At 71.9% G+C, this 24591-nt stretch carries 19 protein-coding genes and 1 pseudogene; 8 read left to right on the top strand and 12 right to left on the bottom strand.

The window, feature by feature from the left end:
- Positions 1-42: 42 nt before the first annotated feature.
- From ACZ5U5_RS22925 to ACZ5U5_RS22905, 5 genes are all read right to left on the bottom strand, one after another.
- On the bottom strand, positions 43-1287 hold the full coding sequence (locus ACZ5U5_RS22925) for an esterase/lipase family protein (RefSeq protein ID WP_469024609.1): 1245 nt from the start codon (positions 1285-1287) through the stop codon (positions 43-45).
- 269 nt (positions 1288-1556) lie between these two features.
- Positions 1557-2315: a polysaccharide deacetylase family protein gene (locus tag ACZ5U5_RS22920; RefSeq protein WP_469024607.1), complete on the bottom strand. Its 759-nt coding sequence runs from the start codon at positions 2313-2315 to the stop codon at positions 1557-1559.
- Positions 2316-2547: 232 nt separating this feature from the next.
- The gene (locus tag ACZ5U5_RS22915) at positions 2548-4068 is read right to left on the bottom strand and encodes a PTS transporter subunit EIIC (protein WP_469024604.1); all 1521 of its coding nucleotides are present in this window, start codon (positions 4066-4068) and stop codon (positions 2548-2550) included.
- Between the two features lie 63 nt (positions 4069-4131).
- Positions 4132-5142 carry an N-acetylmuramic acid 6-phosphate etherase gene (gene murQ, locus ACZ5U5_RS22910; protein ID WP_469024601.1) on the bottom strand — a complete coding sequence of 337 codons (1011 nt, stop codon included), beginning with the start codon at positions 5140-5142 and terminating at the stop codon, positions 4132-4134.
- Positions 5143-5215: 73 nt separating this feature from the next.
- The gene (locus ACZ5U5_RS22905) at positions 5216-6139 is read right to left on the bottom strand and encodes a MurR/RpiR family transcriptional regulator (RefSeq protein WP_469024599.1); all 924 of its coding nucleotides are present in this window, start codon (positions 6137-6139) and stop codon (positions 5216-5218) included.
- A gap of 124 nt (positions 6140-6263) precedes the next feature.
- Here ACZ5U5_RS22905 and ACZ5U5_RS22900 point away from each other — a divergent pair, with 124 nt between their 5' ends.
- The 3 genes from ACZ5U5_RS22900 to ACZ5U5_RS22890 are packed head-to-tail and all read left to right on the top strand — an operon-like array spanning position 6264 to position 7265.
- Positions 6264-6623, top strand: coding sequence for a hypothetical protein (locus ACZ5U5_RS22900; RefSeq protein ID WP_469024597.1), 360 nt, complete (start codon positions 6264-6266; stop codon positions 6621-6623).
- Positions 6620-6904 carry a DUF4031 domain-containing protein gene (locus tag ACZ5U5_RS22895; protein WP_469024594.1) on the top strand — a complete coding sequence of 95 codons (285 nt, stop codon included), beginning with the start codon at positions 6620-6622 and terminating at the stop codon, positions 6902-6904. Before ACZ5U5_RS22900 ends, ACZ5U5_RS22895 begins: the two co-directional genes overlap by 4 nt.
- 58 nt (positions 6905-6962) lie before the next feature.
- Complete coding sequence (locus ACZ5U5_RS22890) at positions 6963-7265, top strand: NIPSNAP family protein (protein WP_469024591.1); 303 nt, start codon at positions 6963-6965, stop codon at positions 7263-7265.
- Here ACZ5U5_RS22890 and ACZ5U5_RS22885 read toward each other — a convergent pair.
- The 3 genes from ACZ5U5_RS22885 to ACZ5U5_RS22875 form a co-directional block, all read right to left on the bottom strand.
- Complete coding sequence (locus tag ACZ5U5_RS22885; protein WP_469024589.1) at positions 7248-8492, bottom strand: Cmx/CmrA family chloramphenicol efflux MFS transporter; 1245 nt, start codon at positions 8490-8492, stop codon at positions 7248-7250. The two genes, ACZ5U5_RS22890 and ACZ5U5_RS22885, sit on opposite strands and share 18 nt — an antisense overlap.
- Positions 8493-8830: 338 nt before the next feature.
- Positions 8831-9904 (bottom strand): GNAT family N-acetyltransferase, encoded by a 1074-nt coding sequence (locus ACZ5U5_RS22880; RefSeq protein ID WP_469024586.1) that lies wholly within the window; start codon positions 9902-9904, stop codon positions 8831-8833.
- A gap of 20 nt (positions 9905-9924) precedes the next feature.
- A complete protein-coding gene (locus tag ACZ5U5_RS22875; RefSeq protein ID WP_469024584.1) occupies positions 9925-10572 on the bottom strand; it encodes an HD domain-containing protein in 648 nt (215 codons plus the stop codon).
- Between the two features lie 105 nt (positions 10573-10677).
- On the opposite strand from ACZ5U5_RS22875, the gene ACZ5U5_RS22870 reads away from it, so the two are divergent.
- Positions 10678-11352 carry a maleylpyruvate isomerase family mycothiol-dependent enzyme gene (locus ACZ5U5_RS22870; protein ID WP_469024581.1) on the top strand — a complete coding sequence of 225 codons (675 nt, stop codon included), beginning with the start codon at positions 10678-10680 and terminating at the stop codon, positions 11350-11352.
- Between the two features lie 203 nt (positions 11353-11555).
- Here the strand turns inward: ACZ5U5_RS22870 and ACZ5U5_RS22865 are convergent, their stop codons facing one another.
- On the bottom strand, positions 11556-12596 hold the full coding sequence (locus ACZ5U5_RS22865; protein WP_469024579.1) for a hypothetical protein: 1041 nt from the start codon (positions 12594-12596) through the stop codon (positions 11556-11558).
- Between the two features lie 204 nt (positions 12597-12800).
- Here ACZ5U5_RS22865 and ACZ5U5_RS22860 point away from each other — a divergent pair, with 204 nt between their 5' ends.
- The 3 genes from ACZ5U5_RS22860 (at position 12801) to ACZ5U5_RS22850 (ending at position 16647) form a co-directional block, all read left to right on the top strand.
- Positions 12801-15083, top strand: coding sequence for a heavy metal translocating P-type ATPase (locus ACZ5U5_RS22860; protein WP_469024576.1), 2283 nt, complete (start codon positions 12801-12803; stop codon positions 15081-15083).
- 215 nt (positions 15084-15298) lie between these two features.
- Positions 15299-15988, top strand: coding sequence for a copper homeostasis protein CutC (locus tag ACZ5U5_RS22855; RefSeq protein WP_469024574.1), 690 nt, complete (start codon positions 15299-15301; stop codon positions 15986-15988).
- A 92-nt stretch (positions 15989-16080) separates the two neighbouring features.
- Positions 16081-16647, top strand: coding sequence for a DUF2165 domain-containing protein (locus ACZ5U5_RS22850; protein WP_469024572.1), 567 nt, complete (start codon positions 16081-16083; stop codon positions 16645-16647).
- Here ACZ5U5_RS22850 and ACZ5U5_RS22845 read toward each other — a convergent pair.
- Complete coding sequence (locus tag ACZ5U5_RS22845; RefSeq protein ID WP_469024570.1) at positions 16644-18788, bottom strand: HelD family protein; 2145 nt, start codon at positions 18786-18788, stop codon at positions 16644-16646. The genes ACZ5U5_RS22850 and ACZ5U5_RS22845 overlap by 4 nt on opposite strands.
- 3 nt (positions 18789-18791) lie before the next feature.
- Here ACZ5U5_RS22845 and ACZ5U5_RS22840 point away from each other — a divergent pair.
- Positions 18792-19766, top strand: a pseudogene (locus ACZ5U5_RS22840) (glycosyltransferase 87 family protein); the annotation flags it as partial.
- Between the two features lie 271 nt (positions 19767-20037).
- On the opposite strand, the gene ACZ5U5_RS22835 reads toward ACZ5U5_RS22840, so the two are convergent.
- Positions 20038-21681 carry a DNA repair helicase XPB gene (locus ACZ5U5_RS22835; protein WP_469024568.1) on the bottom strand — a complete coding sequence of 548 codons (1644 nt, stop codon included), beginning with the start codon at positions 21679-21681 and terminating at the stop codon, positions 20038-20040.
- 147 nt (positions 21682-21828) lie between these two features.
- Complete coding sequence (locus ACZ5U5_RS22830; RefSeq protein WP_469024565.1) at positions 21829-24339, bottom strand: helicase-associated domain-containing protein; 2511 nt, start codon at positions 24337-24339, stop codon at positions 21829-21831.
- Between the last annotated feature and the right edge of the window lie 252 nt (positions 24340-24591).

Raw genomic sequence — 24591 nt, 5'->3', positions numbered from 1 at the left:
GAAGGGGTGCCGCCCTCGGGCGTTTTCCGGAGCCGTGTGTGACTACGGCAGCCGGTCCATGATCCATGCGCAGAGTTCCCCGGTGACGAGGGTGTGGCCCTCGTTGTGGGTGGCGCAGAGGTACTCGTCGAGCTCGCTGTCCTCGGACTGCTCCGGGAACGGGTCGTGCAGCTTCTCCTGGGTGTCGATGTCCCGCAGGGCGACCGCGCTGACCGAGGGCACGAAGCAGTGCTCGCGGATCTCGGCCTCGGAGCCGAGGCCGATGATCGCGGGGATCTTGTTCAGCTCGTCGGCCAGGATGCCGAAGCCCTCCAGGGTGCCGCCGGGGGCGCCGTCGATCTCGGGCAGGCCCGAGGTGTGGATCTGCGGCTTGCGCAGGGTCACCACCCGGAGCTGCGCGACGAGCTTCTCCTCGCCCGTGGGCTGCGTGTAGAGGTGGGTGCCGGTGATGGCCAGGCCCCTGCCGTGGAACGCCCGCTCGCCGGGGCCGATGCCGTTGGCGACGCCTGTGCGCACGCCGTTGGCGACGCCGATCTTCCGCGGGCGCCTGGGCCAGCCGCCGACCCGCGCCAGCTCGGCGAGGAACTCGACGCGCTCCTTGTCCGTCTCCGGGGTGTCATTCCACTCCGCGATGTGCTGCCACAGGAGCTGGCGCGCGGCCGGGCTGTTCATCTGGTTCGAGAAGGCCGCGTTGAGCCGCCGGATGTAGTGCGCGAACGACTGCAGCGCGATCGGGATCCAGGCACCGCGGTGCGGGCTGTCGAAGGAGAAGTACAGCTCGGTCTCGTGGTCGACGCTCTCGTGCTCCATCTTGGCGAGCGCGTACCGCGTGACGAGGCCGCCCATGCTGAAACCGCCGACGGTCAGCGGGTGGTTGCCCGTGCGCCGCGCGATGGCCTCCTGGATCGCCGAACGGGCCGCCTTGGCGTTGTCCAGGATCGAGGCGCTGCGCTCGTCGAAGCCGAGCAGGATGACGTCGTGGCCGCGCGCCCGCAGCTCGCCGATGAACGGGTACGCGCCCCGCTCCAGGCCCTCCCAGAGGAAGTCAAGGTCGCTCGGCCCGGTGTTGAAGCCATCGGCGAGGATCACCGGTTTGGTGAGCCCCTGCCCGGGGTCGGCGAGATACACCCAGGCCCTGCCTTCCGGCAGCGTCCACTCCTGGTCGGGGGCGGGAGCGGCCTCGGAGACCGCCCTGGGGCCTGGGGCGAGCGTGATGTTGGCCGCGGAGCCGAGAGCTTCGGCGATCTGCTGTTCGTCGGGCTGGCCGGTGTCGTTGGGCTCGGTCATGGATGGTCCCCTCCGGTGCGTCGGCCTCGATGACGGCACGTGCCATCCTCGATACGCGGGGTAGCCACCGGAAGACGGCCACCGCGATTCCCCGGGCGGGCCGAGTCCTTTCGGACAGCGGGACGTTGGCCGCTTTCGCCTGTGCCGCAGGGGGGCCGGAGCAGGTCGGGACGGGGCGGAGGCGGACGCGGGTGCGGGACTCGGTCAGGATCGGCGCGCCGCGGTCGGGGAAATATGTCCCGAATGAGCACACCTTCGACTTCTCCGGCTCAGCGCACCGGGAAGCCGAAGGTGTAGCCCTGCTGCTTGAGCCGGGGGAGGAGCGTGCGCAGAGCCTCGACGGTCTGGGTGCGGTCGCCGCCGGCGTCGTGGAAGAGGAGGGTGGGCCCGTTGGGCAGCTCCCGCTCGACCGTGGCGACGATGGCGTCCGTACCGGGGCGCTCGAAGTCCTTGGTGTCCACGTTCCAGCCGAGCGGCCGCATGCCCCGCTCGGCGGCGAGCTCGCGGCTGTACGGGGTGAACGCCCCGCCGGGGGCCCGGTAGTACATCGGCCGTACGCCACCGGACGCCTTGGTGATCATGCGTTCGGCGTCGAGGATCTGCCGGCGCTGGTAGGCCTTGGAGTCCTTGTCCATGCCGGTGTTGTGCGACACCGAGTGGTCGCAGAGGCGGTGCCCGGCGGCGACGACCTTCTTCACCATGTCGGGGTGGGCCTCGGCCTGCGTCCCGACCATGCAGAACGTGGCCTTCACGTCGTACTCCCGCAGCACGTCGAGTACTTGAGGAGTCCACTTGGGATCGGGGCCGTCGTCGATGGTGAGGTTGACGCCCTGCTTCCCCTTCTCGGAGGCGTGCGCGATGGCCGCCGAGACCGGCTTCACGGCGCTGGGCTTCTTGGCCGCCGGTGCTCCCTCCGACGTACCGGCCTGCGCGCTCCACACCCCTGCGCCGGTGGCGAGCAGCGTCACCCCGAGCGCAGCCCCGATCATCTTCCCGTACCAGCCCCGGCCGCCGCTGTGTCGCGCCATCGTCCGCCCCTTTGCGTCCAGTCCCTCGCCGCTCCCCGGTCACGCGCGGCACCTGGCAGGACGAGGAAGGGGGCCGGGAGGATGCACCGAGACCAAGTCCGTTACGGATCACGGACAATCCCGGGGGACTTCGTGGACAACTCGCCGCGGCCCGTGCAGAAAAATCCCGATGAACGCCGCTTCGGGCGGCGTTCACCGGGATCTTTTCGTCATCCGCCCCCGAGGCCGCGGGTCAGACCCTGGCCGGCTCCGTATCCGCTTCCGCCTCCGGAGTCGTCGGCTCGGACTTCGTGCCGGGGGACGCCGCGACGACCTGTTCGTGGGCGGTCGTGTCGACGTTCAGCTCCACCAGCATCTGCTTGCTGAAGCCGAAGAAGTACGTCGCGAAGAAGCCCACGAGGTAGCCGACGAGGAGGCCGCCGCCGTAGATCGCGATCGTCGGGCCAAGGCCCTGGTTGCCGTCGAGGAGGGGGAACAGGGCCCAGCCCGACGGGCCGATCGCGGTGGAGCCGACCTTGTCGCCGATCATCGAGAAGAAGCCGATGAACGCGCCGCCCGCCGCGCCGCCCACGCACGCCGTGATGAAGGGGCGGCCGAGGGGGAGCGAGACGCCGTAGATCAGGGGCTCGCCCACGCCCAGGAAGCCCGCGGGGAGCGCCGACTTGATCGTCGTACGGATCGAGGTGTTGTGGCGCAGGCGCTTGAACACCGCGATCGCGCAGCCCACCTGGCCCGCGCCCGCCATCGCGAGGATGGGGAGCAGAACCGTGAAGCCCTGCTGTTCGATGAGCGTGGTGTGGATGGGGATCAGCGCCTGGTGCAGGCCCAGCATGACGAGGGGGAGGAACAGGCCACCGAGGACGAGGCCGGCGAACGCGCCCGTGTTGTCCAGGAGCCAGTTCGCCGCCGTGCCGATGCCCGTCGAGACCTCGCCCGCCAGGAACATCAGGCCGAAGATCGTGACCAGGCCGGAGAGCAGGACCGTGATGGTGGGGGTCACGAGGACGTCGAGCGCCTCGGGGACCCAGCGCCTGCACCACTTCTCGATGTACGTGGCGAGGACCGCCGCGCCGAGCGCGCCCAGTACGCCGCCCTGGCCGGGCGACAGCTTCTGGCCGAACGCCTCGATGTTCGCCACGCCCGCGTAGACGATGATCGCCGCCACCGCGCCGCCCAGGATCGGCGTACCGCCGAACTCCTTCGCCGTGTTGAAGCCCACGAACACCGCGATCAGCGCCATGAACCCGGAGGCGATCGCCGCGAGCGCCGGGGTGATGCCCGGCAGCCACTCCAGGTTGATCAGGAGGCCGTTGATGCCCGCGATGATGCCGCAGCCGATGAGGGCCGGGATCAGCGGCACGAAGATGTTCGCGATGCGGCGCAGGAAGAGCTTGAAGGGGGTGGCGTTCTTCTCCTTGCGGGCCGCCCTGATGGCCGCCCCCTGCTCCGCCAACTCATCCGCGGTGCGGGTGGGTTCCGGCGGGGACGCCGCCCCGGCTTCCGCCACCAAGGCCTCGAACTCCGGCGTGACGCGGGCGACCGTGCCCGGGCCCAGCACGATCTGGTACGTGTCGTCCTCGACCACACCCATGACAGCGGGCAGTGCCTTCAGGGCCTCGTCGTCGACCAGCGAGCGGTCGGCCAGGCTCAGGCGCAGGCGCGTCATGCAGTGGGCGATGGACGTGACGTTCTGGGCGCCGCCGACGAGGGGGAGGATCGCGGCGGCTGTGGCGCGGTTCTTGTCAGTTGCCATGGTGCGGGGTGCCTTGCTGTGCGTGCGGGTGGCGCTGTTCTTCCAGCGGCTGGGGGAGGTCAGTCAGGTGGTGCGGGGGGTGTGCGTGGTGCGGTTCGTGCGGGAGGTGTCGAGGGCGGCCCTCAGGTGGCCGTCCGATGACGACAGGAGGTCGGCCGCGGTGGGGCCGTCCACCCCGCCGAGGATGGTGAGGATGGCGTTCTTCACCTCCCCGTCGGTGGCGGCGAGCGCGGCCTCGATCTCCTCGTCGGACGCGCCGGTGGCGAGGGAGACGATCCGGCGCGAGCGGGCGCGCAGCTTCTCGTTCGAGGCGCGTACGTCCACCATCAGGTTTCCGTAGGTCTTGCCGAGGCGGATCATCGTGATCGTCGACAGCATGTTGAGGACGAGCTTCTGGGCCGTGCCCGCCTTCAGGCGGGTGGAGCCGGTGAGGAGTTCGGGGCCCACGACCACCTCGATGCCGTGGTCGGCCGCTGCCGCGAGGGCGCTGTCCGCGTTGCAGGAGAGGCCGATGGTGAGGGCGCCGTAGCGGGTGCGGGCGTGTTCCACCGCGCCGATCGCGTACGGCGTGCGGCCGGACGCGGAGATGCCGACGACCACGTCGTCCGCGGTGAGCCGGAGCCCGTCCAGGTCATCGGCCGCGAGCTCCTTGCTGTCCTCCGCGCCCTCGACCGCCGTGACCATGGCGCTCGGGCCGCCCGCGATGAGGCCGACGACCTCGGCCGGGTCGGTGTTGAAGGTGGGCGGGCACTCGGAGGCGTCGAGCACCCCGAGGCGCCCGGCCGTTCCCGCGCCCGCGTAGATGAGCCGGCCGCCGCGGGCCATGCGCTCGGCGGTGCCGTCGATGGCGGCGGCGATGGCCGGGAGCTGCTCGGCGACGGCCGCGGGCACGGTGGCGTCCTCGCCGTTCATGATCTTCGCGATCTCCGACGTGGGCAGCCGGTCGATCTCGGAGAGCTCGGGCCGGAACGCTTCCGTGGTGAGCGTGTCCAGCTGGGCGCGGAGTTCGCCGTACGTGTCGCCGGATCCGCTTCCGGGGGCGGGGGAGTCCGTGGCGTCGGTCGTGGAGGTCATGAGGTGCGGCTCTTTCGTGTGCGGCGAGGGGGGTGGGTGCGGGTGCTGCAAGGGGCGTGCTGCAAGGGTGGGCTCAGCGGCTGCCGCCGCGCGGGCTGTGCCGGTGGGCGAGAGCTTCGTACGAGGCGGCGAGCGCGGGGGCGGCGGTCTCGTACGTCCGCTGGGCGACGCCGACGAACAGGCAGTCCACGACGAGCAGCTGGCTCGTGCGGGAGGACATCGCGGCGGGCCTGAGTTCGCTCTCGCGGGCGGTGGACGTGGTGAGGATGTGGTCCGCGTACTGCGAGACGGGGCTGCCGGGGCGTCCGGTGATCGCGATGGTCGTCGCCCCGCGCTCGAAGGCGACCCGCAGCGGCTCGATGACGTCACCGGTCGACCCGGAATGCGTGATCGCGATGGCCACGTCCTTGGAGCGCAGGGTGACAGCGTTCGTGACGGCCAGGTGAGGGTCGGAGTGCGCGTGGGCGATGTGACCGATGCGCAGCAGCTTCTGCGCGAGGTCCTGGGCGACTAGGCCGGAGGCCGCGACGCCGTAGATCTCGGCGCGGGGCGCGACGGCGAGCGCGGCGACGGCGGCGCCGAGCTGGACGGTGTCGAGGCCGCCCGCGGTGTCGGCGAGGGTCTGCTGCTCGTCGTACGCCAGCTTCGCCACGACGTCCGCGATCGGGTCGTCGACCGCGATGTCGGCGGTGACGGCGGGCGCGCGGCCCGACTGCTGCTGGGCGGCGAGTCCGGCGAGGGCGAGCCGCAGGTCGCGGTAGCCGGGATAGCCGAGGAGGCGGGCGGTGCGGACCACCGTGGCCTCGCTGGTCCCGGTGAGCTCGGCGAGGCCGGTGACCGTGAGGGCCGCGCAGCCCGCGGGATCGCCTGCGACGGCTTCGGCGACCAGTTGCATGGAGCGGGTCATGGACGGGGCGAGGGTCCGCACCTTGGCCGCGAGGGCGGCCGGGGCGGGGGGCGCCGCGCCCGCGAAAATTTCCTTCACGTCATTGGTCACGCTTGAAAGATATTTTCGGAGCGGGGGGCGGTCAAGACCCCTTTGGTCCCGATCTCGGTTACCTGCCTCACCTCCGTTCCGGTTGGATCTTCAGCGGGTTGCGCGTGGGGTGGACAATGGCTGCATGGACGCGATCGACCCCCTGGAGCAGGCGCTGCACGCCGCTCGTGCACTTGTCCTCGCCGACCTCGTGACCCGCGAGGTCGCCCAGGCCGAGGTCGTCTCGCTGGTCGAGGAGTCGGTGGCGCACCGCCGCTGGTGGGTCGAGCAGTGGCCGGAGGGCGTCGAGTACGTCGCGGGCCTCGTCGCCCAGGACGTCCAGGACGCGCTCTTGGAGCGCTACGGCCGCTGGCCGCTCTGCCCCGTCTGCGGCACGGGCGACCCGCACGCCCTGGACGTGGAGCCCGAGTTGGGCCCCGACCCGCACTGGGTGTGCGGCAAGGCGGGCGTGGTCGTGGCTCCCGTGGGCGGCCTGACGCCGTGACGGTGTACATCGATCCGCCGACCTGGCCGGGGCATGGGCGCATGTGGTCGCACCTGGTCAGCGACGTCTCGTACGAGGAACTGCACGCGTTCGCGGCGGGCATCGGCGCCCCCGCGCGCGCCTTCGAGCGCGACCACTACGACCTGCCCTCGCACCGCTACGACGACGCGGTGCGCGCGGGAGCGGTCGAGATCGGCTCGAAGGAGCTTGTGCGCAGGCTCACTGAGGCCGGGCTGCGGAGGCCCAAGGGGAGGCCCGCCGGCGGTGCGAGGCACGCTTGAGCGGGAGGCCCGCTTAAAGGCGGGCGGCGCTTCGCGGGGCGAGCCTAGGGTGAGCCGCATGATCACGGTTCACCTGAAGTACGAGATCGACCCCGACCGCATCGACGACTTCGAGGAGTACGGCCGCCGTTGGGTCGTCCTGGTCAACCGCCTCGGCGGCGACCACCACGGCTACTTCCTGCCCAGCGAGGGCGACAGCGACATCGCGTACGCCCTGTTCTCCTTCCCGAGCCTCGCCGACTACGAGCGCTACCGCACCGAGAGCGCGAGCGACCCCGAGTGCCAGGAAGCCGTCGAACTCGCGCGCCGGACGCGGTGCATCCGGCGCTACGAGCGTCGGTTCCTACGGCCTCTGGAGTGAGGGCGCGGCGGCGGGGTGGGAGGCTTCGGCTTCAACCTCGGGTTCGGGTTCGGTCGTGGACGTCGTGATCACGCGGCTCGGTGCCTTGCGGTGCAGTCGCATCGACACCGTCACCGCGATGATCGCCACCGCCGTCATCGCCGCGCCCGCCCACGCCGTCGATGCGTAGCCCAGGTCCAGGTCGATGACCGTGCCGCCGAGCCAGGGGCCGCCGGTGTTGCCCAGGTTGAACGCCGCCGTCGTGGTCGCGCCCGCGAGGGTGGGGGCGGCGCCCGCGACGTTGAACATGCGGGCGTTGAGGGCCGGGGCCGTGTAGAAGGCGGAGACGCCGAGGAGGAAGGAGAGCGTCACCGCGACGGCCGTCGTGCCGGAGAAGAGCGCGAGGGCGACGAGGAAGACGGTCGAGGCCGCGGCGCCGCTCAGCATGACCCCGAAGAGGTGGGCATCGGCGACACGGCCGCCGATCGCCGTGCCGATGAGCGCGCCGAGCCCGAAGAGGCCGAGCACGGTCGGCACCCATCCCTCGTCGAGCCCCGCGACGTCCGTCAGGAGCGGCGAGAGGTACGAGAACGCGCAGAAGACGCCGCCCGCCGCGAGGGCGGTGATCGTGATGGAGAGCCAGACCTGCCGGTCGCGGTAGATGGCCAACTCCTGCTTCAGGCGCGGCTTCTCGGCCGGGAGCGGGATGCGGGGGATGAGGGTCAGTACGCCGACGAGGGCGATCGCGGAGGCGGCGCCCACCGCCCAGAAGGCCGAACGCCAGCCGAAGTTGTCGCCGAGGAACGCGCCCGCGGGGACGCCGAGGACGTTCGCGATCGAGAGGCCGCCGATCATCACGGCCATGGCGCGGGCCCGCTGGTTGACCGGCACCATCGCGATGGCGACGGCCGCGCCGACCGCCCAGAACCCCGCGCAGGCGAAGGCGCTGACGACGCGGGACGCGAAGAGGATCTCGTACGTGGGCGCGAGGGCACCTGCGACCTGGCCGAGCCCGAAGACGGTGATGAGGGTGATCAGGGTCGTACGGCGGGGGAGGCGAAGGGTCGCCACGGCCAGGAGGGGAGCGCCGACGACCATGCCGATGGCGAAGGCGGAGATGAGGAGGCCGGCGCGGGGGATGGAGACGTCCATGTCGTCCGCGATGGGGGGCAGGAGCCCCGAGAGCATGAACTCACTCGTGCCGAGCGCGAAGACGGCGAGGCCGAGGATGTAGACGGCGACGGGCATACGGTTCGTGCTGCGGGCGGGGCTTTTCCCTGGCTCGGGGGCCTTGGGGAGAGGGGCCTTTGGGTCAGGTGTCGGCATAACAGTGGTGAACGTCGGGGTGGCTGCTTACATTCCCGTGGGGTGCGGGGGTGGGCCGCGGCCGCGTTCCCCGCGCTGCGCGCGGGCGTCTCCTGCGGGGGTGCCCCGGTCGGGTGCCTTTCCCGCGCTCCGCGCGGATGCTTCCCGCCCACCCGCCTGATTGCCCCGGGTCGGGTGCCTCTCCCGCGCTTCGCGCGGATGCTTCCCGCCCACCCACCCGATTGCCCCGGGTCGAGATGCCATCGCCACCCCCCACCCGGCTAGGCGCGGCGCACGTACGCCCGGAGGTTCTCCCGGTCCGAGGCTCGGGTGTAGCCCGCCCTTGTCACCACCGCCTGGGAAGGTTCGTTCTCGGGGTCGATCACGGCCAGGAGGGACGTGACTCCCGGGCGGGCCAAGGCCCAGTCGGAGAGCGCGCGGAGGGACTCCGTGGCGTACCCCCGGCCCCGCGCGCCGACCGCCAGGTCGTAGCCGACCTCCGCCACGCCCTCCTCGTCCGGCGGACCGTGGAAGCCCATGCCACCGACCGCGACCTCGTCCTCCACCCGCACCAGCGCGAACATGCCCCACTCGGGCCGGTGCACCCCGGACGCGTACGCCTTGGCGACCCCCTCCGCCGCCCGCCGCGTCCCGTCGAAGGGCCCGCCCTCGATCCAGGTCAGACCCCCCGTGCCGCCCGCGGCGAGATCCGCCGCCGCCGCGGGGGAGACCTCCCGCAGCGCGATCCGCCCCGCGGGAATCGAAAAGGCGTTGTGCCAGCGCCACTTGTCGAGGCGGGGCCGCCCCGCCAGCGCACCGCGCCCCGTGGCCCAGAGCAGCGTCGCCCAGTGGTCGTCGGGCGTGCGCGCGGGCATGACCTGCGGGAAGAGCCAGGCGAGCACCGCCTCGCACAGCCCGGCCGGCGGCTGCGCGTCCAGGCCGAGCGCCTGCCCGATGTCGTACGTGTGCAGGAGCACCTCCGCCGTGCCCATCGCCGCGAAGCCGGTCGCGTCCGCACTCCCGGACGGGTACGGGTGGTAGCCCCGCACCCCCGGGGGCGTGGTCCGCACCACCGCCGAGAGCAGGCGGCCGGTCGACTCGATGACGCTGATCGCGTCCGCGGGACCCGAGCCCTCGTCGAAGGCGATCTCGAAGGGGACCCACCCGTCGGTCGCCCGGCCCGTCAACTGCCCCGCGTACGCGACGAGGTCGCCCGCGATGTGCTCGGCCGTATCCAGGCAGCTCCATTCGAGACCGCCCGCCTTGACGCTCCAGTCGAGCTCCACCCCCGCGCGCAGCACCTTCGCCGCGTACGCCACGGCTTCCTCGATCTGGTCCCCACCCATGAAAAGCATGCGGCGAGCGTACGGGAGCCTCAGGAGTCCAGCAGCTCCATTTCCGTCGCCAGGTTCGCGCGCGCCGGACCCTCCCACTCGGCCGCTCCGTACGGTGTGCGGAACAGCCTCGGCAGCGCGAGGAGCTGCCGGAGCACCGCGGCCCGGCCCGCGCGGAAGTCCTCGTCCGGCACGAAGGCGTACTCCTCGCGGACGGCGGCGGCGTACGCGGCGTAGGCGTCCGGGGCCGCGGCCAGGATCGCCAGGTCGGCGTCGCACAGGACCTCGCCGTCGTGGTCGCCGTCGGCGGGGTCGTGGGTGACGGTGAGCCGGACGAGACGGGCCACTTCGGCGGTCCGCGCCTCGGTCAACCCGGCCTCGGCCAGGGCACGTTCGGCGAGGCGGGCGCTGCGTTCCTCGTTCTCGGAGCGGTCCGGCGCGTACACCGCGTCGTGGAACCATGCCGCGAGCCGTACGAGATCGGGCTCCTCGGCGTGCTCCTCCAGTACGTCGATGTGACCGAGGACCGCCGCGAGGTGGGCGGTCGTGTGATACCGCCGCTGCGGCTCGGCCCAGCGCGTCAGCAGGTTGTCCGCGTAGGGGGCGGGGTCGGGGGTCTCCTCGCTCGCGCGGAGCAGCGTCGCGTGCCAGCGGGCGCGGAGGTCGAGGTCCTTGTCGTGGTGGGGCATGGGGCGACTTTAGCGGGCGCGAGGGCCTGTACCCCTGGGGGGTATGTAGATATTCACCGCCCTTGTGCGTTGCCGTATGCCGCCGCGCGCGATTGGCTTGCCCGCATGACTTCCATGACGCACCGCGACGAGACATACGACCCCGAGCTGCCCGGCCGGCTACTGCGAACCGAACGCGACCTGCTCATACCGCTGTTGAGGGACGCGGACGACTCCGCGTACGCGGTCAGGACCTGTTGTCCCGGCTGGACCGTGCGGCATGTGCTCGCGCACTGCAGTGCCGCGCTGATGCGCGTCATCGACCGCCGTTTCGAGGAGGGCGTCTACAGCGCCGAGAGCAACGACCGCGACATCGCCGAGCGCGCCGACTGGTCCCACTCCCGTGTCGTGGACGAGCTGGAGCGCGGCATGACGGAGGCGGGTGCGGTCATGGTCGAGTTCAAGGGGCGCCTGGACGGCGTGGCGCTGGGGGAGTGGGTGCACGCGGGGGATGTGCGGGAGGCGTGGGGGCTGCCTGGGGCGTACGGCGGTGCGGGGCTGCCCGATGTGTTGACCCTGCTCGGGGAGTACAGCAGGGCTACGTCGGCGCTTGCGCTGCACGCGGATGTGGACGGGAGGGATGAGCCGCTCTCCCTTGGTGTCCCCGACGGCAAGCGGCCTCCGGCCCGCTACATCGGCGATGCGCCGACCCTGATCCGTCTCTACACGGGCCGTCCCCTTGCGGGAACGCGCTACGAACTGGCCGGAGCAAGGGAATCGGAACTCCCGATCTTCGACTGAGCCCGCTCACACACGTCTGCGGGCCCGCTGTGGCTGGTCGCGCAGTTCCTCGCGCCCCTTCGGGCGCCCAGGGGGCGCGGGGAACTGCGCGAGCAAGCACAGTGAACCCGCAGGTGCGGACGGGGGTCGTAGCGGTTTCAGGGGCGCGGGGAACTGCGCGAACGGCCACAGCGGACCCGCAGGTGGCGAGGAACCGCAAGGCGTCAGTGTGCGTGTCCCGAGTCTGCGGACTCGGGGGTATCCCCGTGCCCCCCCTCGCCGCCGGCACCGGCACCCGCACCCGCACCCGCGTAAACCGTGAACGCCGCCGTCCGTACCTCCCCCTCATGCTTGAAGTCGAGGAACAGCCGATACGCGCCCCCGCTCGGAGCCGTCGCCGCGAAGGAGACGCCCGGACCCGGCTTCGTCCTGCCGTCGCCGGGTTCGCCGGTGGGGTGGACGTGGAGGTAGGCGAGGTCACCGGAGCGCAGGGCGACCAGGTGGCCGTACGAGCCGAGGTAGGGCTGAAGGTCGGTGACGGGCTTGCCGTTCTTCTCCACGTCCAGGGTCACGTCCGCCGCCTTGCCGGGCTTCAACTCCCCCTTGAGGCTGACCTCGTAGCCGTCGACACTCGCCTTCCTGGAGGGCTCCGGCAGCGACCGCGGCGCGTACGTCCCCGCCACCGCGAGGTCCGCGCCCAGTGTCAGCCCCTCCTTCGCGCCCGCGGGCTTGAAGTCGGCGAAGACGCGGTAACCGCCCGCCTCCGGGAGCTCGACCGGCGTCGACCACGTGCCGTCCTTCGCGCGGGTCGGGTGCAGGTGGCGGTAGGTCGTCAGGTCCTGTGAGGCGACGATGAGGTGCAGCTCCTTGCCGTGCTCCTTCTCGTACGCCGTGACGTTCTTGCCCCGGCCGTTCTTGCCCCGGCCGTCCTCGCCCCCACCGCCCGCACCGCCCTTGCCGTCCTTGACGACCGAGAACCGGAGCTCCTCGCGGTTCTCGGCGTCGATGCGGGAGGTCTCCAGGTCCAGGGTGTAGCCGCGCTCGGAGATCTGCAGGCCGCCGGGCACGGTCTCCGCGTGGCCCGTGCCGGCATCCGCCCCTCCTGGCTTCTTCGCCTTCCCGCTCTCGTCCGCATGCCCGCCGTGCTCGCTCGCGGGCTTCTTCTCCGCGGTCACGGGGTCGACGCCCTGGCCCACTCCGTACGCGGTGCCGAAGGTCGCGGCGACGGCCGCGGCGAAGGCGGTGATCTTCAGTCCGGTGTTCATGACGGCTCCCATGAGTCGGGTGGAGGGGTCGGGTGGAGAGTCGGCGGGAGAGGCACGGCCCGCCCTTCATGTCTTGACGATACCCCCTAGGGGTATCAAGTCAAGCCCGGGGTGGCTCTTGCGATCGATACCCCCCAGGGGTATAAAGGGGCCCAGGTCGAAGGTACCCGCCCCGGGTACCCCCGTCACAAGGAGCCCGCAGCCATGACCACCACACCCGGCACCACCGAGGTGGCAGAAGTAGAGCTAGCCATCGGTGGCATGACCTGCGCCTCGTGCGCCGCCCGGATCGAGAAGAAGCTCAACCGCATGGACGGCGTCGAGGCGACCGTCAACTACGCCACCGAGAAGGCCAAGGTCAGCTACCGCGGCCAGGACATCGCCGTACAGGACCTGATCGCCACCGTCGAAGCCACCGGCTACACCGCGCAGGAGCCCGCACCGGTCGCCGCGCAGGAGCAGGGCCCGGCCGACGACGAACGGCGTGCCGACGATGAACTGCGGCCGCTGCGCGAGCGGTTGATCACCGCCGTCCTGCTCTCCCTGCCCGTCGTCGCGATGGCGATGATCCCCGCCCTGCAGTTCGAGTACTGGCAGTGGCTGTCCCTGACGCTCGCGGCACCGGTCGTGACGTACGCGGCCTGGCCCTTCCACAAGGCCGCGTACACGAACGCGCGGCACGGCGCGGCGACGATGGACACACTGATCTCGGTCGGCACGTCGGCCGCGTTCATCTGGTCGCTGTGGGCGCTCTTCTTCGGTACGGCCGGCACGCCCGGCATGACGCACCCCTTCGAGCTGACCATCGCCCGCACGGACGGCGCCGGGAACATCTACCTGGAGGCCGCGGCAGGCGTCACCGCCTTCATTCTGGCCGGTCGCTACTTCGAGGCCCGTTCCAAGCGCAAGGCGGGCGCCGCCCTGAAGGCACTGCTCCAGCTGGGCGCCAAGGACGTCACGGTCATCCGTGACGGTGCGGGCGGCGGGCGTGAAGAGACCATCCCCGTGAGCGACTTGAAGGTCGGCGACCGATTCCTCGTACGCCCCGGCGAGAAGATCGCCACCGACGGCAAGGTCGTCGAGGGGGCGTCCGCCGTCGACGCCTCCATGCTCACCGGCGAGTCCGTGCCGGTCGAGGTCGCCAAGGGCGACTCCGTCACCGGCGCCACCCTCAACGTCGGCGGACGCCTGGTCGTCGAGGCCACCCGCGTCGGGGCCGACACCCAACTCGCCCGCATGGCCAAGCTGGTGGAGGACGCGCAGAACGGCAAGGCGGCGGCCCAGCGCCTCGCCGACAAGATCTCCGCGGTCTTCGTGCCGGTCGTCATCGCCCTCGCCGTCGCCACCCTCGGCTTCTGGCTCGGCAACGGCTCAGGACTGACGGCGGCCTTCACCGCGGCCGTCGCCGTACTGATCATCGCCTGCCCCTGCGCCCTGGGGCTCGCGACACCGACCGCGCTCATGGTCGGCACCGGACGCGGCGCCCAGCTCGGCATCCTGATCAAGGGCCCGGAGGTCCTGGAGACGACCCGCAAGGTCGACACGATCGTCCTGGACAAGACCGGCACCGTCACCACCGGCAAGATGACCCTGCTCGCCACGCACGTTGCCGAGGGCGTCGGCGAGCTCGAAGTCCTGCGTCGGGCGGGCGCGTTGGAGCACTCCTCGGAGCACCCCATCGCCCAGGCCGTCGCCGCGGGTGCCGCAGAGAAGGTCGGCGAGCTGCCCACCCCCGAGGACTTCGCGAACGTCGCGGGTCTCGGCGTCCAGGGCATCGTCGAGGGCCACGCGGTGCTGGTCGGCCGCGAGGCGCTGTTGAAGGAGTGGGCGATCCCGCTGCCCGTCGAACTCGGGCGGGCGAAGGCGGCGGCCGAGGCAGCAGGGCGTACGGCCATCGCGGTGGCCTGGGACGGCGAGGCGCGGGCGGTCCTGGAGGTCGCGGACGCGGTCAAGGAGACGAGTCCGGAGGCGATCCGCCGCTTCCGCGCCCTCGGTCTGACCCCCACCTTCCTCACCGGCGACAACAAGGCGGTCGCGGAGTCGGTGGCCGCCGAGGTGGGTATTGCGCCCGATGACGTGATCGCCGAGGTCATGCCGCAGGACAAGGTCGACGTGGTCAAGCGCCTCCAGGCCGAGGGCCGGAGCGTGGCGATGGTCGGCGACGGTGTGAACGACGCGGCGGCGCTCGCCCAGGCCGACCTGGGCCTGGCGATGGGCACGGGCACGGACGCCGCGATCGAGGCGGGCGACCTGACCCTCGTACGGGGAGACCTGCGCGCGGCGGCGGACGCCATCCGCCTCTCCCGCCGCACGCTCGGCACGATCAAGTCCAACCTGTTCTGGGCCTTCGCCTACAACGTGGGCGCGCTGCCGCTGGCCGCCGCGGGCCTTCTGAACCCGATGATCGCGGGCGCCGCGATGGCGTTCTCCTCGGTCTTCGTGGTCGGCAACAGCCTGCGCCTGAGGGGGTTCAAGCCGCTGAGCTGAAAGCCCGGGGGCCTTTGAGCTGAACGCCGAAGGGGCGTTCGCCTGAACCCCCGGCAAGATCGACGTGTACATGTCTCTTCGATCACCCCGGTGCGGTGGGGGCGCGCCGGGGTGATCTGCGCGTAGGCTGGGTAATTGGACTAGACCTATGTGTGGCTGCTTCAAGGCCACCGCGTCGCCCGCTCCCGCGGCCCCGGACCCGAAGGAAGACATCCATGAGCAAGCGTGCAGTCCTGGAGGTGATCGCCCTCGACGCCGAGGACGCCGTCGCCGCTCAGGCCGGAGGCGCGGACCGCCTCGAGCTGGTCACCGACATGGCCGCGGACGGCCTGACCCCGTCCCGCGAGACCTTTGCCGAGATCCGCGCCGCCGTGGACATCTCCCTGCGCGTGATGCTGCGCCTCGCGGACGGCTTCGACGCGGGCGACGTCGACGCTCTCGTACGCAGTGCGCGCGAGCTCAGGAGCGCGGGCGCCGACGAGTTCGTCCTGGGCTTCCTCGACGAGACGGGTGGCCCCGACCTGGCCGCGGTGGAGAGCGTGGTGGGCGCGCTCGACGGCTGCCGCTGGACGTTCCACCGGGCCATCGACCGGGCCCCCGACCGCGACTCCCTGCGCAAGCAGCTCGCGGACCTGCCCGGCCTCGACACCTACCTCACCGCGGGCGCGGCGACGGGCGTGGACGAGGGCATGACCACGCTGCTCGACGAGGCGGCGCGGTCCGGCGAACCGGGCTACGAGCAGCAGATCCTGATCGGCGGCGGCCTGCGCCTCGACCACCTGCCGCGGCTCAGGGCCGCGGGCGTCGACGCCTTCCACATCGGAGGCGCCTCGCGCCCCGACGGCTGGGCGGCACCGGTTTCGGCGGACGCGGTCCGTACGTGGCGCGAGGCGCTGGACGCCTGACCGCCGTGCCCGTACGCGACGCGCGCGGGCGGGCGCGGTGTGGGGCTGACGCGCGGGACGCGATACAACTGGACGGACAGGGAGGGGACTTCATGCCGAAACCAGCCAGCAGGACGCGTCCCGCGGAGCGGATGCTCGCGGCCGGGGCGCTGCCCGTCGCCGCGATGCTGCTCACCGGGACGGTGGCGCTCTACATCGCACTCGTGGCGTTCGGGAACATCACCGACTTCGGTACCAATCAGCAGTTCGTGCGCCATGTCCTGGCGATGGACACCACCTTCAAGGACGACGACCTGATGTGGCGCGCGGTGGAGTCCACCACGCTGCAGGACATCGCGTACGTCGGGATCATCGTCTGGGAGACCCTGGCGGCGCTGGTCCTCATCGCCGCGACGGTCCTGTGGGGCGGGGCGCTGCGCCGCCCCCAGGGACTGCGCCGGGCCCGGCGGGCGGGCACGGTCGGCCTCCTGATGGTGCTCCTGCTCTTCGGGGCGGGCTTCATCGGGATCGGCGGCGAATGGTTCGCCATGTGGCAGTCGGAGGACTGGAACGGCCTGGACGCGGCCACCCGGATCGTGACGCTCGCGGGCCTCGTCCTCGTCGTCACGCACCTGCCGTCCGCCGGCGCCGCGGCGGACGGCTCCGGGACCCGCGGCTAGCCGGCGAGCTGTTCGGGAAGCGCGGCCGAGTGCACGACGGTGAGCCCCGAGACGGCTCGGGTCAGGGCGACGTACAGGCGCCGCAGGCCCGTCCGCTCGTCGGGCTCGCCGTCGACGACGGCCGCGGGCTCGTCCAGGACCACGTAGTCGTACTCGAGTCCCTTGGCGAGGGAGGCGGGCACGAGCGTGAGCCGGGTGTCGGGGGTGGTCTCCTCGCCGGGCGAGAGGTACGTCATCCCCGCGGCGCCGAGTGCTTCGGCGAGCGCGGGGACGCGGGCGTCGGCGGCGATGAGCCCGATGGAACCTTCCTGCCGCAGGGACTCCGCGCAGGCTTCGACAGAGGCTTCGACCGAGGCGGCGTCCCTCTCTGTCACCTTGCGCACCACGAGTGAACCGGGCGACTCACGCACGGACTTCACCTCGGCGAGGCCCGGCGCGATCGAGGGAAGCAGCCGGGAGGCGAACGCGATGACTTCCCGGGGCACACGGAAACCCGCGGTGAGCTCCTCCACCACGGCGTTCCCCTTCCCCAGATGCTCCAGGGCCTGATCCCAACTCCGGGTCGCCCACGGGGTGGTGCCCTGCGCGAGGTCGCCGAGGACGGTGGCGGAGCCGGTGGTGCAGCGGCGGCCGACGGCGCGGTACTGCATGGGGGAGAGGTCCTGCGCCTCGTCGAGGACGACATGCCCGAGGGAATGGGTCCGGGCGACGAGATCAGTGGCCTCATCGATCAACACGGCGTCGGCAGCGGACCACTTGGCGGCCTTCACACTCCGCGCGGGCTTCGCCCAGAGGATGAGCTTCTGCTCGTCGGGATCGAGGATCCCTTCCGCGTGCGCGGCGAGGAAATCGGCGTCGGAGAGCAGCCGCAGCACGAGCTTGGCGGGATCGACGGGCGGCCACACGGCCTTGACGGCGGCTTTCACGGCGGCGTTGCGCGCGACGGCGTCCTGCACCCGGTCGTCGGGGGCCTCGCCGGCCTGCTCCATCCGTACGAGCACGGCGTGCGCGATGCGCTGGGGCAGGGCGTCACGGGCGGCCCCATACCGGATGTCACGTGCGAGCAACTCGCCCACGATCTCCTCCAGTTCGTACGCGGGGATGCGCCACCGCCGGGAGCCGCGCACGACGACGACGGGCTCGTCGGGCATGGAGACATGGGAGCGCAGGGCGTTGCGCAGTACGGCGGCCATGCGGGCGTCGCCCTTGACGACGGCGGCGGCGGCTTCGTCCGCCCCGCGTACCTCCACGTGGGCGACGAGGTCGTCGACGGTGGCCTGCTTGACCTCCAACTCGCCCAGTGCCGGCAGCACTTGCTCGATGTAATGCAGGAAGGACTTGTTGGGCCCGATGACCAGGGTCCCGGTCCGGGCCAGGCGGTCGCGGTGGGCGTAGAGCAGGTAGGCGACGCGATGCAGGCCGACGGCGGTCTTCCCGGTGCCGGGCCCGCCCTGGACGCACACGGACCCGCCGAGATCACTGCGCACGATCTCGTCCTGCTCGGGCTGGATCGTGGCGACGATGTCCCGCATGGGGCCCACGCGGGGCCGCTCGATCTCCTGCTGGAGCAGCTTGCTGGTCTGCTCGGCCTCGTCGGCGTCGCTGAGGTGCTCGTCCTCGTACGCGGTGAGGTCGCCGCCCGTGTATCCGAACCGCCGCCGCAGGGCGATGTCCATCGGCGCCTTCTTCGAGGCGCGGTAGAAGGGCTGCGAGACCGGGGCGCGCCAGTCGATGACCATGGGGTCACCGTCGGAGTCGTGGACGTGGCGCCGCCCGATGTAGAACTGCTCGCCCTGCGCGCCTTCCGCCTGGTCGGCGCCGGGGGCGTGGAGGTAGTCGAGCCGCCCGAAGAACAGCGGGGTGTGGGAGAGGTCGGCGAGGGACTTGATGCGCTCGTCGAGCTGGCTCTGCAGGACGGCGGCGTTGACCCAGTTCGCGGTGACGTCGCGGATGTCGAGCGCTTCGGCGTCCTCGCGCATGGCTCGGAGGGCCGAGCGGGAGGCGGCGAGGTGGTTCCGCTCTCGGGAGAGCGGGTCGGGCTGGGCGTGCACGGTTGCCTCCGGCAGGGGGTACGGGGTCTGGGGCCGGCCGGTTGCCGTCCGGGCGGTGGCGGGCGCGAGGCACGCGGGCAGACCGGGCATCTTATGCCACGCCACGTGGCGGGGCCACCGATTTATGCCCCCGCCGGGGGGCTCGCCGAAGGGGCCTCTCCCGCCTGTCCGCCCGTTTACCCCGCAGCCTTGCCTCTGGGCGGAGCCCTCAGATCCACTAAGGTCGCCGGCGTGAAGGTACCGTTCGTGAGCACCGTGTCACGTTGCGTCAAGGACCCCGCGCCCGCAGTCGCGCTTCTCGCCGTCTCTCTCGTCGGCTTCGCCGCTCTCTGTCTGGTGCAGCGCATCCCCATGGCCGACGTCCTCGTCTATCGGGCCGAAGGCGCCGCCGTCGCGAGCGGCGGGGATCTTTACGGGTTCACCGTCACCGAGTGGAAGCTTCCGGCCACCTATCCGCCCTTCGCCGCCCTCCTCTTCGTCCCCACCACCTGGCTCCCCCTCCCCGCCCTCAAGCTCACCTTCCTCGCCGGGAACGTCGTTCTCCTCGCGCTCCTCGTCCACCTCTCCTGCCGCCTCGCCGGACTCCCCACCCGCCTCGCCCCCCTCCTCGCGGCCACCGCCCTCGGGATCTGGGTCGAGCCCGTCTTCCAGACGATCGTCTTCGGGCAGATCAATCTCGCCCTCGCGTGTCTGATCCTCTGGGACCTCACCCGGCCTCCCGGCGCCCCGGGCAAGGGCGCAGCGATCGGGGTCGCCGCCGGGATCAAGCTCACCCCGGCAATCTTCATCGCGTATCTCCTGATCACCGGACGCGTACGCGAAGGGCTCACCGCCACCGCCGCCCTCGCCGGCACCCTCGCGCTCGGAGCGCTCGTGCTGCCCGCCGCCAGCGTCGACTTCTGGACCCACCGGCTCTTCGAGACGGGCCGCGTCGGCAAAGCGTGGATCGTCGACAACCAGTCGTTGCAAGGGCTGATCGCCCGCGTGGCGCACGACCCGCATCCAGGGCTCGTGTGGGCCGTGCCCGCCGTCCTCGTCGCCGCCACCGGGCTGTGGCTGGCCCGCCGTAAGCCCGGCGAGCCCCGCGGCGTACTCCTCACCGCCGGCACCGCGCTCCTGGTCTCGCCCATCAGCTGGTCCCACCACTGGATCTGGTGCGTACCGCTCCTGGTCCTGCTCATGGCGGAGGGCCGCCCCCGCCTGACCGCGGCGGTGGCGGCCCTCTTCACGGCCCGCACCCTGTGGCTCGTCCCCCACCAGGGGGCAACGGACCTGCGACTGTCCGACTGGCAGCAGCCGCTGGCCTCGCCCTACCCCCTGCTGGCGCTCGCCTTGGCCCTCAGTTGTCTGCCAGCAGCTCGTCCGCGTCCACGATCCGGTACGCGTACCCCTGCTCCGCCAGGAACCGCTGCCGGTGCGCCGCGAAGTCCTGGTCGATGGTGTCCCGGGCCACGACCGAGTAGAAGCGGGCCTCATGGCCGTCGGCCTTCGGACGCAGGACGCGACCGAGCCGCTGCGCCTCCTCCTGCCGGGAGCCGAACGTTCCCGACACCTGGATCGCGACCGTAGCCTCGGGCAGGTCGATCGAGAAGTTCGCGACCTTCGAGACGACGAGAACGGAGATCTCGCCCTCCCGGAACGCGCCGAACAGCTTCTCGCGCTGCGCGTTCGTCGTCTCGCCCTTGATGACCGGCGCGTCCAGATGCTCGCCCAGCTCGTCCAGCTGGTCGATGTACTGCCCGATGACCAGCGTCTGCTCGCCCGCGTGCTTCTTGACGAGTGCTTCCGTCACCTTCCGCTTCGTGGCCGTCGTGGCGCAGAAGCGGTACTTCTCCTCGGCCTCGGCCGTCGCGTACGCGAGCCGCTCCGAGTCCGTGAGGTTGACCCGCACCTCGACACAGTCCGCGGGCGCGATGTAGCCCTGCGCCTCGATCTCCTTCCACGGAGCGTCGAACCGCTTGGGCCCGATCAGGGAGAAGACGTCCGACTCGCGGCCGTCCTCCCGGACCAGCGTCGCCGTCAGGCCGAGGCGTCGCCTCGCCTGGAGGTCGGCGGTGAACTTGAAGACGGGGGCGGGCAGCAGGTGCACCTCGTCGTAGATGACGAGGCCCCAGTCGCGGGAGTCGAAGAGTTCGAGGTGCGGATAGACGCCCTTACGCTTCGTCGTCAGGACCTGGTACGTGGCGATGGTGACCGGGCGGATCTCCTTGCGCGTACCGCTGTACTCGCCGATCTCGTCCTCGGTCAGCGACGTCCGCTTGATCAGCTCGTGCTTCCACTGCCTGGCCGAGACCGTGTTGGTCACCAGGATCAGCGTCGTCGCCTTGGCCTCGACCATCGCACCGGCCCCGACCAGCGTCTTGCCCGCGCCGCAGGGCAGTACGACCACACCACTGCCGCCGTGCCAGAACCCCTCGACCGCCTGCTTCTGATACGGCCGCAGCGCCCAGCCGTCCTCCGCGAGGTCGATGCGGTGCGCCTCGCCGTCGACGTACCCGGCGAGGTCCTCGGCGGGCCAGCCCAGCTTCAGGAGCGTCTGCTTGATCTGACCGCGCTCGGACTGATGTACGGCGACGGTGTCCGCGTCGAGGCGCTCACCGACGAGCGGCTGCACCTTCTTGGACCGCAGGATCTCTTCCAGGACCGGCCGGTCGGTGGTGGTCAGGACGAGACCGTGCGTGGGGTGCTTCGAGAGCGTGAGGCGGCCGTAGCGCGCCATCGTCTCGGCGATGTCCACGAGCAGCGCGTGCGGCACGGGATAGCGGGAGAACTCCACCAACGCGTCCACGACCTGCTCGGCGTCGTGCCCCGCGGCACGGGCGTTCCACAGGCCGAGCGGCGTCACGCGGTAGGTGTGGATGTGCTCGGGAGCACGCTCCAGCTCCGCGAAGGGCGCGATGACACGACGGCAGGCCTCCGCCTGCTCGTGGTCGACCTCGAGCAGGAGAGTCTTGTCCGACTGGACGATCAGGGGACCATTCACGCGCGCACCCTTTCGGTAAGCCAAACGTCCAGTGTGCCGCATGGCGCGCGCATACGGTCCTGCCTCAGCCCTGGCCCGGCTCCCGCCTCAGCTCCTCGCCCGGCTCCCGCCTCAGCCCCCGCCTCAGCTCGTGGCTCGGCTCCCGGCTCAGTCGTCGGCCAGCTCCGCGACCCCTGTCACGCGGTGCAGCGGATACGTCTTGACCTCGTCCGCGGTGTGGTCGTACGCCGTGACGAAGCCGCCCTCCACCCGGATCGGGGCGATCACGCGCTGGCTCGCGGAGCCCTCGGCGTTGACGTACCCGATCCACACCGCCTCGCCCGTCAGGACCGCGGCCTGCATCGTGGCGAGGGTCTCGGCGGCCGTGGTGCGCGGCAGCGCGTCGCCCTTGTCCGGGGTCGCCTTGCGGGGCGCGGTCGAGGCGAGGTCACCGGCGCGGATGGCGCGCACGGCCGCGCCGATCAGGGTGGTGTCCGGCAGCGGCGGCCCGTCGTGCACCGGCTCGGGAGCGGTGCGGGGCGGCGAGCGGTGGGCGTGGGCCCGCGTGATCAGTACGTCGCCCTCGGCGCTCTCCGCGGCGGGCGCGAAGCCCATGCCCCGCAGACCTTCGAGGAGCGCCCCGGGATCGGCCTGCGCGGCGAGCACGGTCGGCGCGAGGCGGCGCAGCCGCAGGCCCTGGGAGCGCTTGTCGGCCAGGATCTCGTTGAGGAGCGCCTCGTCGTCGCAGCGTACGTACGCGGACGCCGCGCCGATCCGCAGGTGGCCGTGCTTACGGGCCACGTCGTCGATGAGATACGCAAGGGGCTGCGGCACCGGCGTACGCGCGTGCGCGGCGAGGAAGGCGTGCAGGTCGGAGGCGGACTTGCCCGCGTCGAGCGCCCGCCGCACGGAGCCGGGCGTGAACCGGTACACGGTCGCCCCGCCCTTGGACTCGACGTCGGCGAGCACGGACAGCGTCTCGGCGAGCGGCCGCTCCAGCGGGCCGGGGGCCACGGCGGTGAGGTCGGCCTGCAGCAGGACGTGGTCGAGCGGTTCGGGGAGCAGCGGTGCGAGGAGCCGGGCGGCTCGTGCGCCGTACGCGGCGAGTTCGGCGGGGGAGGGGTGGGGGGCCGCCGTCCCCACGGAGTCGTCCTCGCTCTCGGAGCCGAGCAGCGCCCGGCCGTGCGCGGACAGCGCCCCGCGTCCTGTGACGCCGAGCAACTCCGCCTCGTTGAGCGTCCATTGGGCGATACGGGCGCGCAGCTCCAGGGGGGCGGTGCTGCCGGAGGTGCCTGTGCCGCCGCGCGGCGGGCGCTCCCACCGCAGGCGGGCCAGCATCGACTCGGGGGTCGGGCTCGCGCCGTCCGGGAGCGTGGTGAGGAGCGTGAGCACGCGGTGCCGGATCTCCGGCGCCGACGAGCGGTCCAGGTGCGGGCCGAGCGCCGAAAGCGTGCGGTCCTTGCCGTCACGGCCGCCGATCAGGCCCGCCGTGCGGGTCGCCGTCAGCCACGCCGTGGCCAGGACCGACCAGCGCTCGGCGGGGGGCAGCTCCTGCCAGTCGTCGTACGCGGGCGTCGCCGCGTACCGCTCGTCGGCCTCGCCGTCCGATGCCACGAGGCCCGCCGCGTAGGCCAGTTCGACCCAGAACGCCGCCACCGGTTCGGGCAGGTCGAGGGCGACCGCCGTGCGCTTCAGGTCGCGCACGCTGAGGCCACCCGCGCGGAGCACGGTGGGGCCGCCCTCGTCCCAGTCCTTCAGGAGCTCCTCGATCGTGTCGAGCGCCATGTACGCCTGGCTGGCCGCCGCCGCGTCCACAGCCTGTGGACGGTGTTCGCGCAGCGCCTCGACGGCGGGCGGCGCGGGTTCGAGCACCCGGTGGGCGCGGCCCGCGCGCAGGTGCAGGGCCGCCTCGCGGGGGAGTACGACGGTGCCGGGCGCGGTCGGAAGCAGCAGCCCGCGGTCCAGGAGCCAGCGCAGGTGGCGCGCCGGGTCGGCGGTGACCTGCCCGTACGGCGGCCCCCAGACGAGCCGCGAGAGCACCTCGACGGACTCGGCGGGGGCTTCGTCCAGGAGCGCGGACATGCGGGTGCGGTCGGTGAAGAGTTCGGTGAGCGAGCGGACCGCGGACACCGCGTCGTGCGTGGAGGGGAGCCCGGCCGCCGCCACGATGTCCTGCATGCGGTTCGGCGACATGCCCGCGGTGGCCTCGGCGACGGTCGGGCCGAGGCCGGTGGGGGAGGGGTACTGCGGGGCGGGGGCGAGGAGTTCGCGTGCGGTGCGGACCAGGCGGAGGCGGTCGTCGGTGCCCCAGACGAGGGCCTGCTCGCGGAGGGTGGCGAGGGCGCGGCCCAGCGCGGCCTCGACGGTGCTGCTCTTCTCGCTTCCCTCGTCCCCGGCCACGAGTGCGTGCAGCTCTCCGTACGTGGCCGGCTCCGGGGCCACGGCGAGCGCCTCGGCGACCTGCTGGGCGAACCGGTCGAGGCGCTCCAGCGCGCGGACCACGGAGGCGCGGGTGGCCGCGCGGGTGGCGAGCTGGGTGAGGTCGTTCGGGACCGGCGTGAGCAGATCGGGGCGGGCGTGGAGCAGCGCACCGAGGGACGCGTCATCACGGAAACGAAGCGCCTCGGCGAGGGACCGGGGGGTGTCCGCTGGGCGCTGTGGCTGCTCGTCGGTGCTCATCAGGCTCACGGTAGCGGTTCACGGTGCAAGGCCGGTGCTTCCTGACGGCCACGGGGCAAACGGGTGGGTGGGCGGGAAGGCTAGTTCGCCAAGAGCTCAGCCACGGGGCAATCGGGCGGGTGGGCGGGAAGGCTAGTTCGTCAAGAGGTCAACCGCGGGGCAATCGGGCGGGTGGGCGGGAAGGCTCGTTCGTAAGGAAGGAGGAAGGGGGTCAAGGCGCCCACGCCAGAAGAAGGTACGGTCGTGCTACCG

Source organism: Streptomyces sp. NPDC033177 (genome assembly GCF_055577715.1).
Note: the sequence above shows the minus strand (reverse complement) of the source record. Positions and strands in the feature narration are given on the sequence as shown.

What these genes read in the sequence shown, in the direction of transcription:
- ACZ5U5_RS22855 (WP_469024574.1), top strand. Translation starts at nt 15,299, where the DNA reads ATGAGCAAGCGTGCAGTCCTGGAGGTGATCGCCCTCGACGCCGAGGAC.
- ACZ5U5_RS22890 (WP_469024591.1), top strand. Translation starts at nt 6,963, where the DNA reads ATGATCACGGTTCACCTGAAGTACGAGATCGACCCCGACCGCATCGAC.
- ACZ5U5_RS22860 (WP_469024576.1), top strand. Translation starts at nt 12,801, where the DNA reads ATGACCACCACACCCGGCACCACCGAGGTGGCAGAAGTAGAGCTAGCC.
- ACZ5U5_RS22885 (WP_469024589.1), bottom strand. Translation starts at nt 8,492, where the DNA reads ATGCCCGTCGCCGTCTACATCCTCGGCCTCGCCGTCTTCGCGCTCGGC.
- ACZ5U5_RS22920 (WP_469024607.1), bottom strand. Translation starts at nt 2,315, where the DNA reads ATGGCGCGACACAGCGGCGGCCGGGGCTGGTACGGGAAGATGATCGGG.
- ACZ5U5_RS22850 (WP_469024572.1), top strand. Translation starts at nt 16,081, where the DNA reads ATGCCGAAACCAGCCAGCAGGACGCGTCCCGCGGAGCGGATGCTCGCG.
- ACZ5U5_RS22875 (WP_469024584.1), bottom strand. Translation starts at nt 10,572, where the DNA reads ATGCCCCACCACGACAAGGACCTCGACCTCCGCGCCCGCTGGCACGCG.
- ACZ5U5_RS22845 (WP_469024570.1), bottom strand. Translation starts at nt 18,788, where the DNA reads ATGCCCGGTCTGCCCGCGTGCCTCGCGCCCGCCACCGCCCGGACGGCA.
- ACZ5U5_RS22925 (WP_469024609.1), bottom strand. Translation starts at nt 1,287, where the DNA reads ATGACCGAGCCCAACGACACCGGCCAGCCCGACGAACAGCAGATCGCC.
- ACZ5U5_RS22900 (WP_469024597.1), top strand. Translation starts at nt 6,264, where the DNA reads ATGGACGCGATCGACCCCCTGGAGCAGGCGCTGCACGCCGCTCGTGCA.
- murQ (WP_469024601.1), bottom strand. Translation starts at nt 5,142, where the DNA reads ATGACCTCCACGACCGACGCCACGGACTCCCCCGCCCCCGGAAGCGGA.
- ACZ5U5_RS22865 (WP_469024579.1), bottom strand. Translation starts at nt 12,596, where the DNA reads ATGAACACCGGACTGAAGATCACCGCCTTCGCCGCGGCCGTCGCCGCG.
- ACZ5U5_RS22915 (WP_469024604.1), bottom strand. Translation starts at nt 4,068, where the DNA reads ATGGCAACTGACAAGAACCGCGCCACAGCCGCCGCGATCCTCCCCCTC.
- ACZ5U5_RS22830 (WP_469024565.1), bottom strand. Translation starts at nt 24,339, where the DNA reads ATGAGCACCGACGAGCAGCCACAGCGCCCAGCGGACACCCCCCGGTCC.
- ACZ5U5_RS22870 (WP_469024581.1), top strand. Translation starts at nt 10,678, where the DNA reads ATGACTTCCATGACGCACCGCGACGAGACATACGACCCCGAGCTGCCC.
- ACZ5U5_RS22880 (WP_469024586.1), bottom strand. Translation starts at nt 9,904, where the DNA reads ATGCTTTTCATGGGTGGGGACCAGATCGAGGAAGCCGTGGCGTACGCG.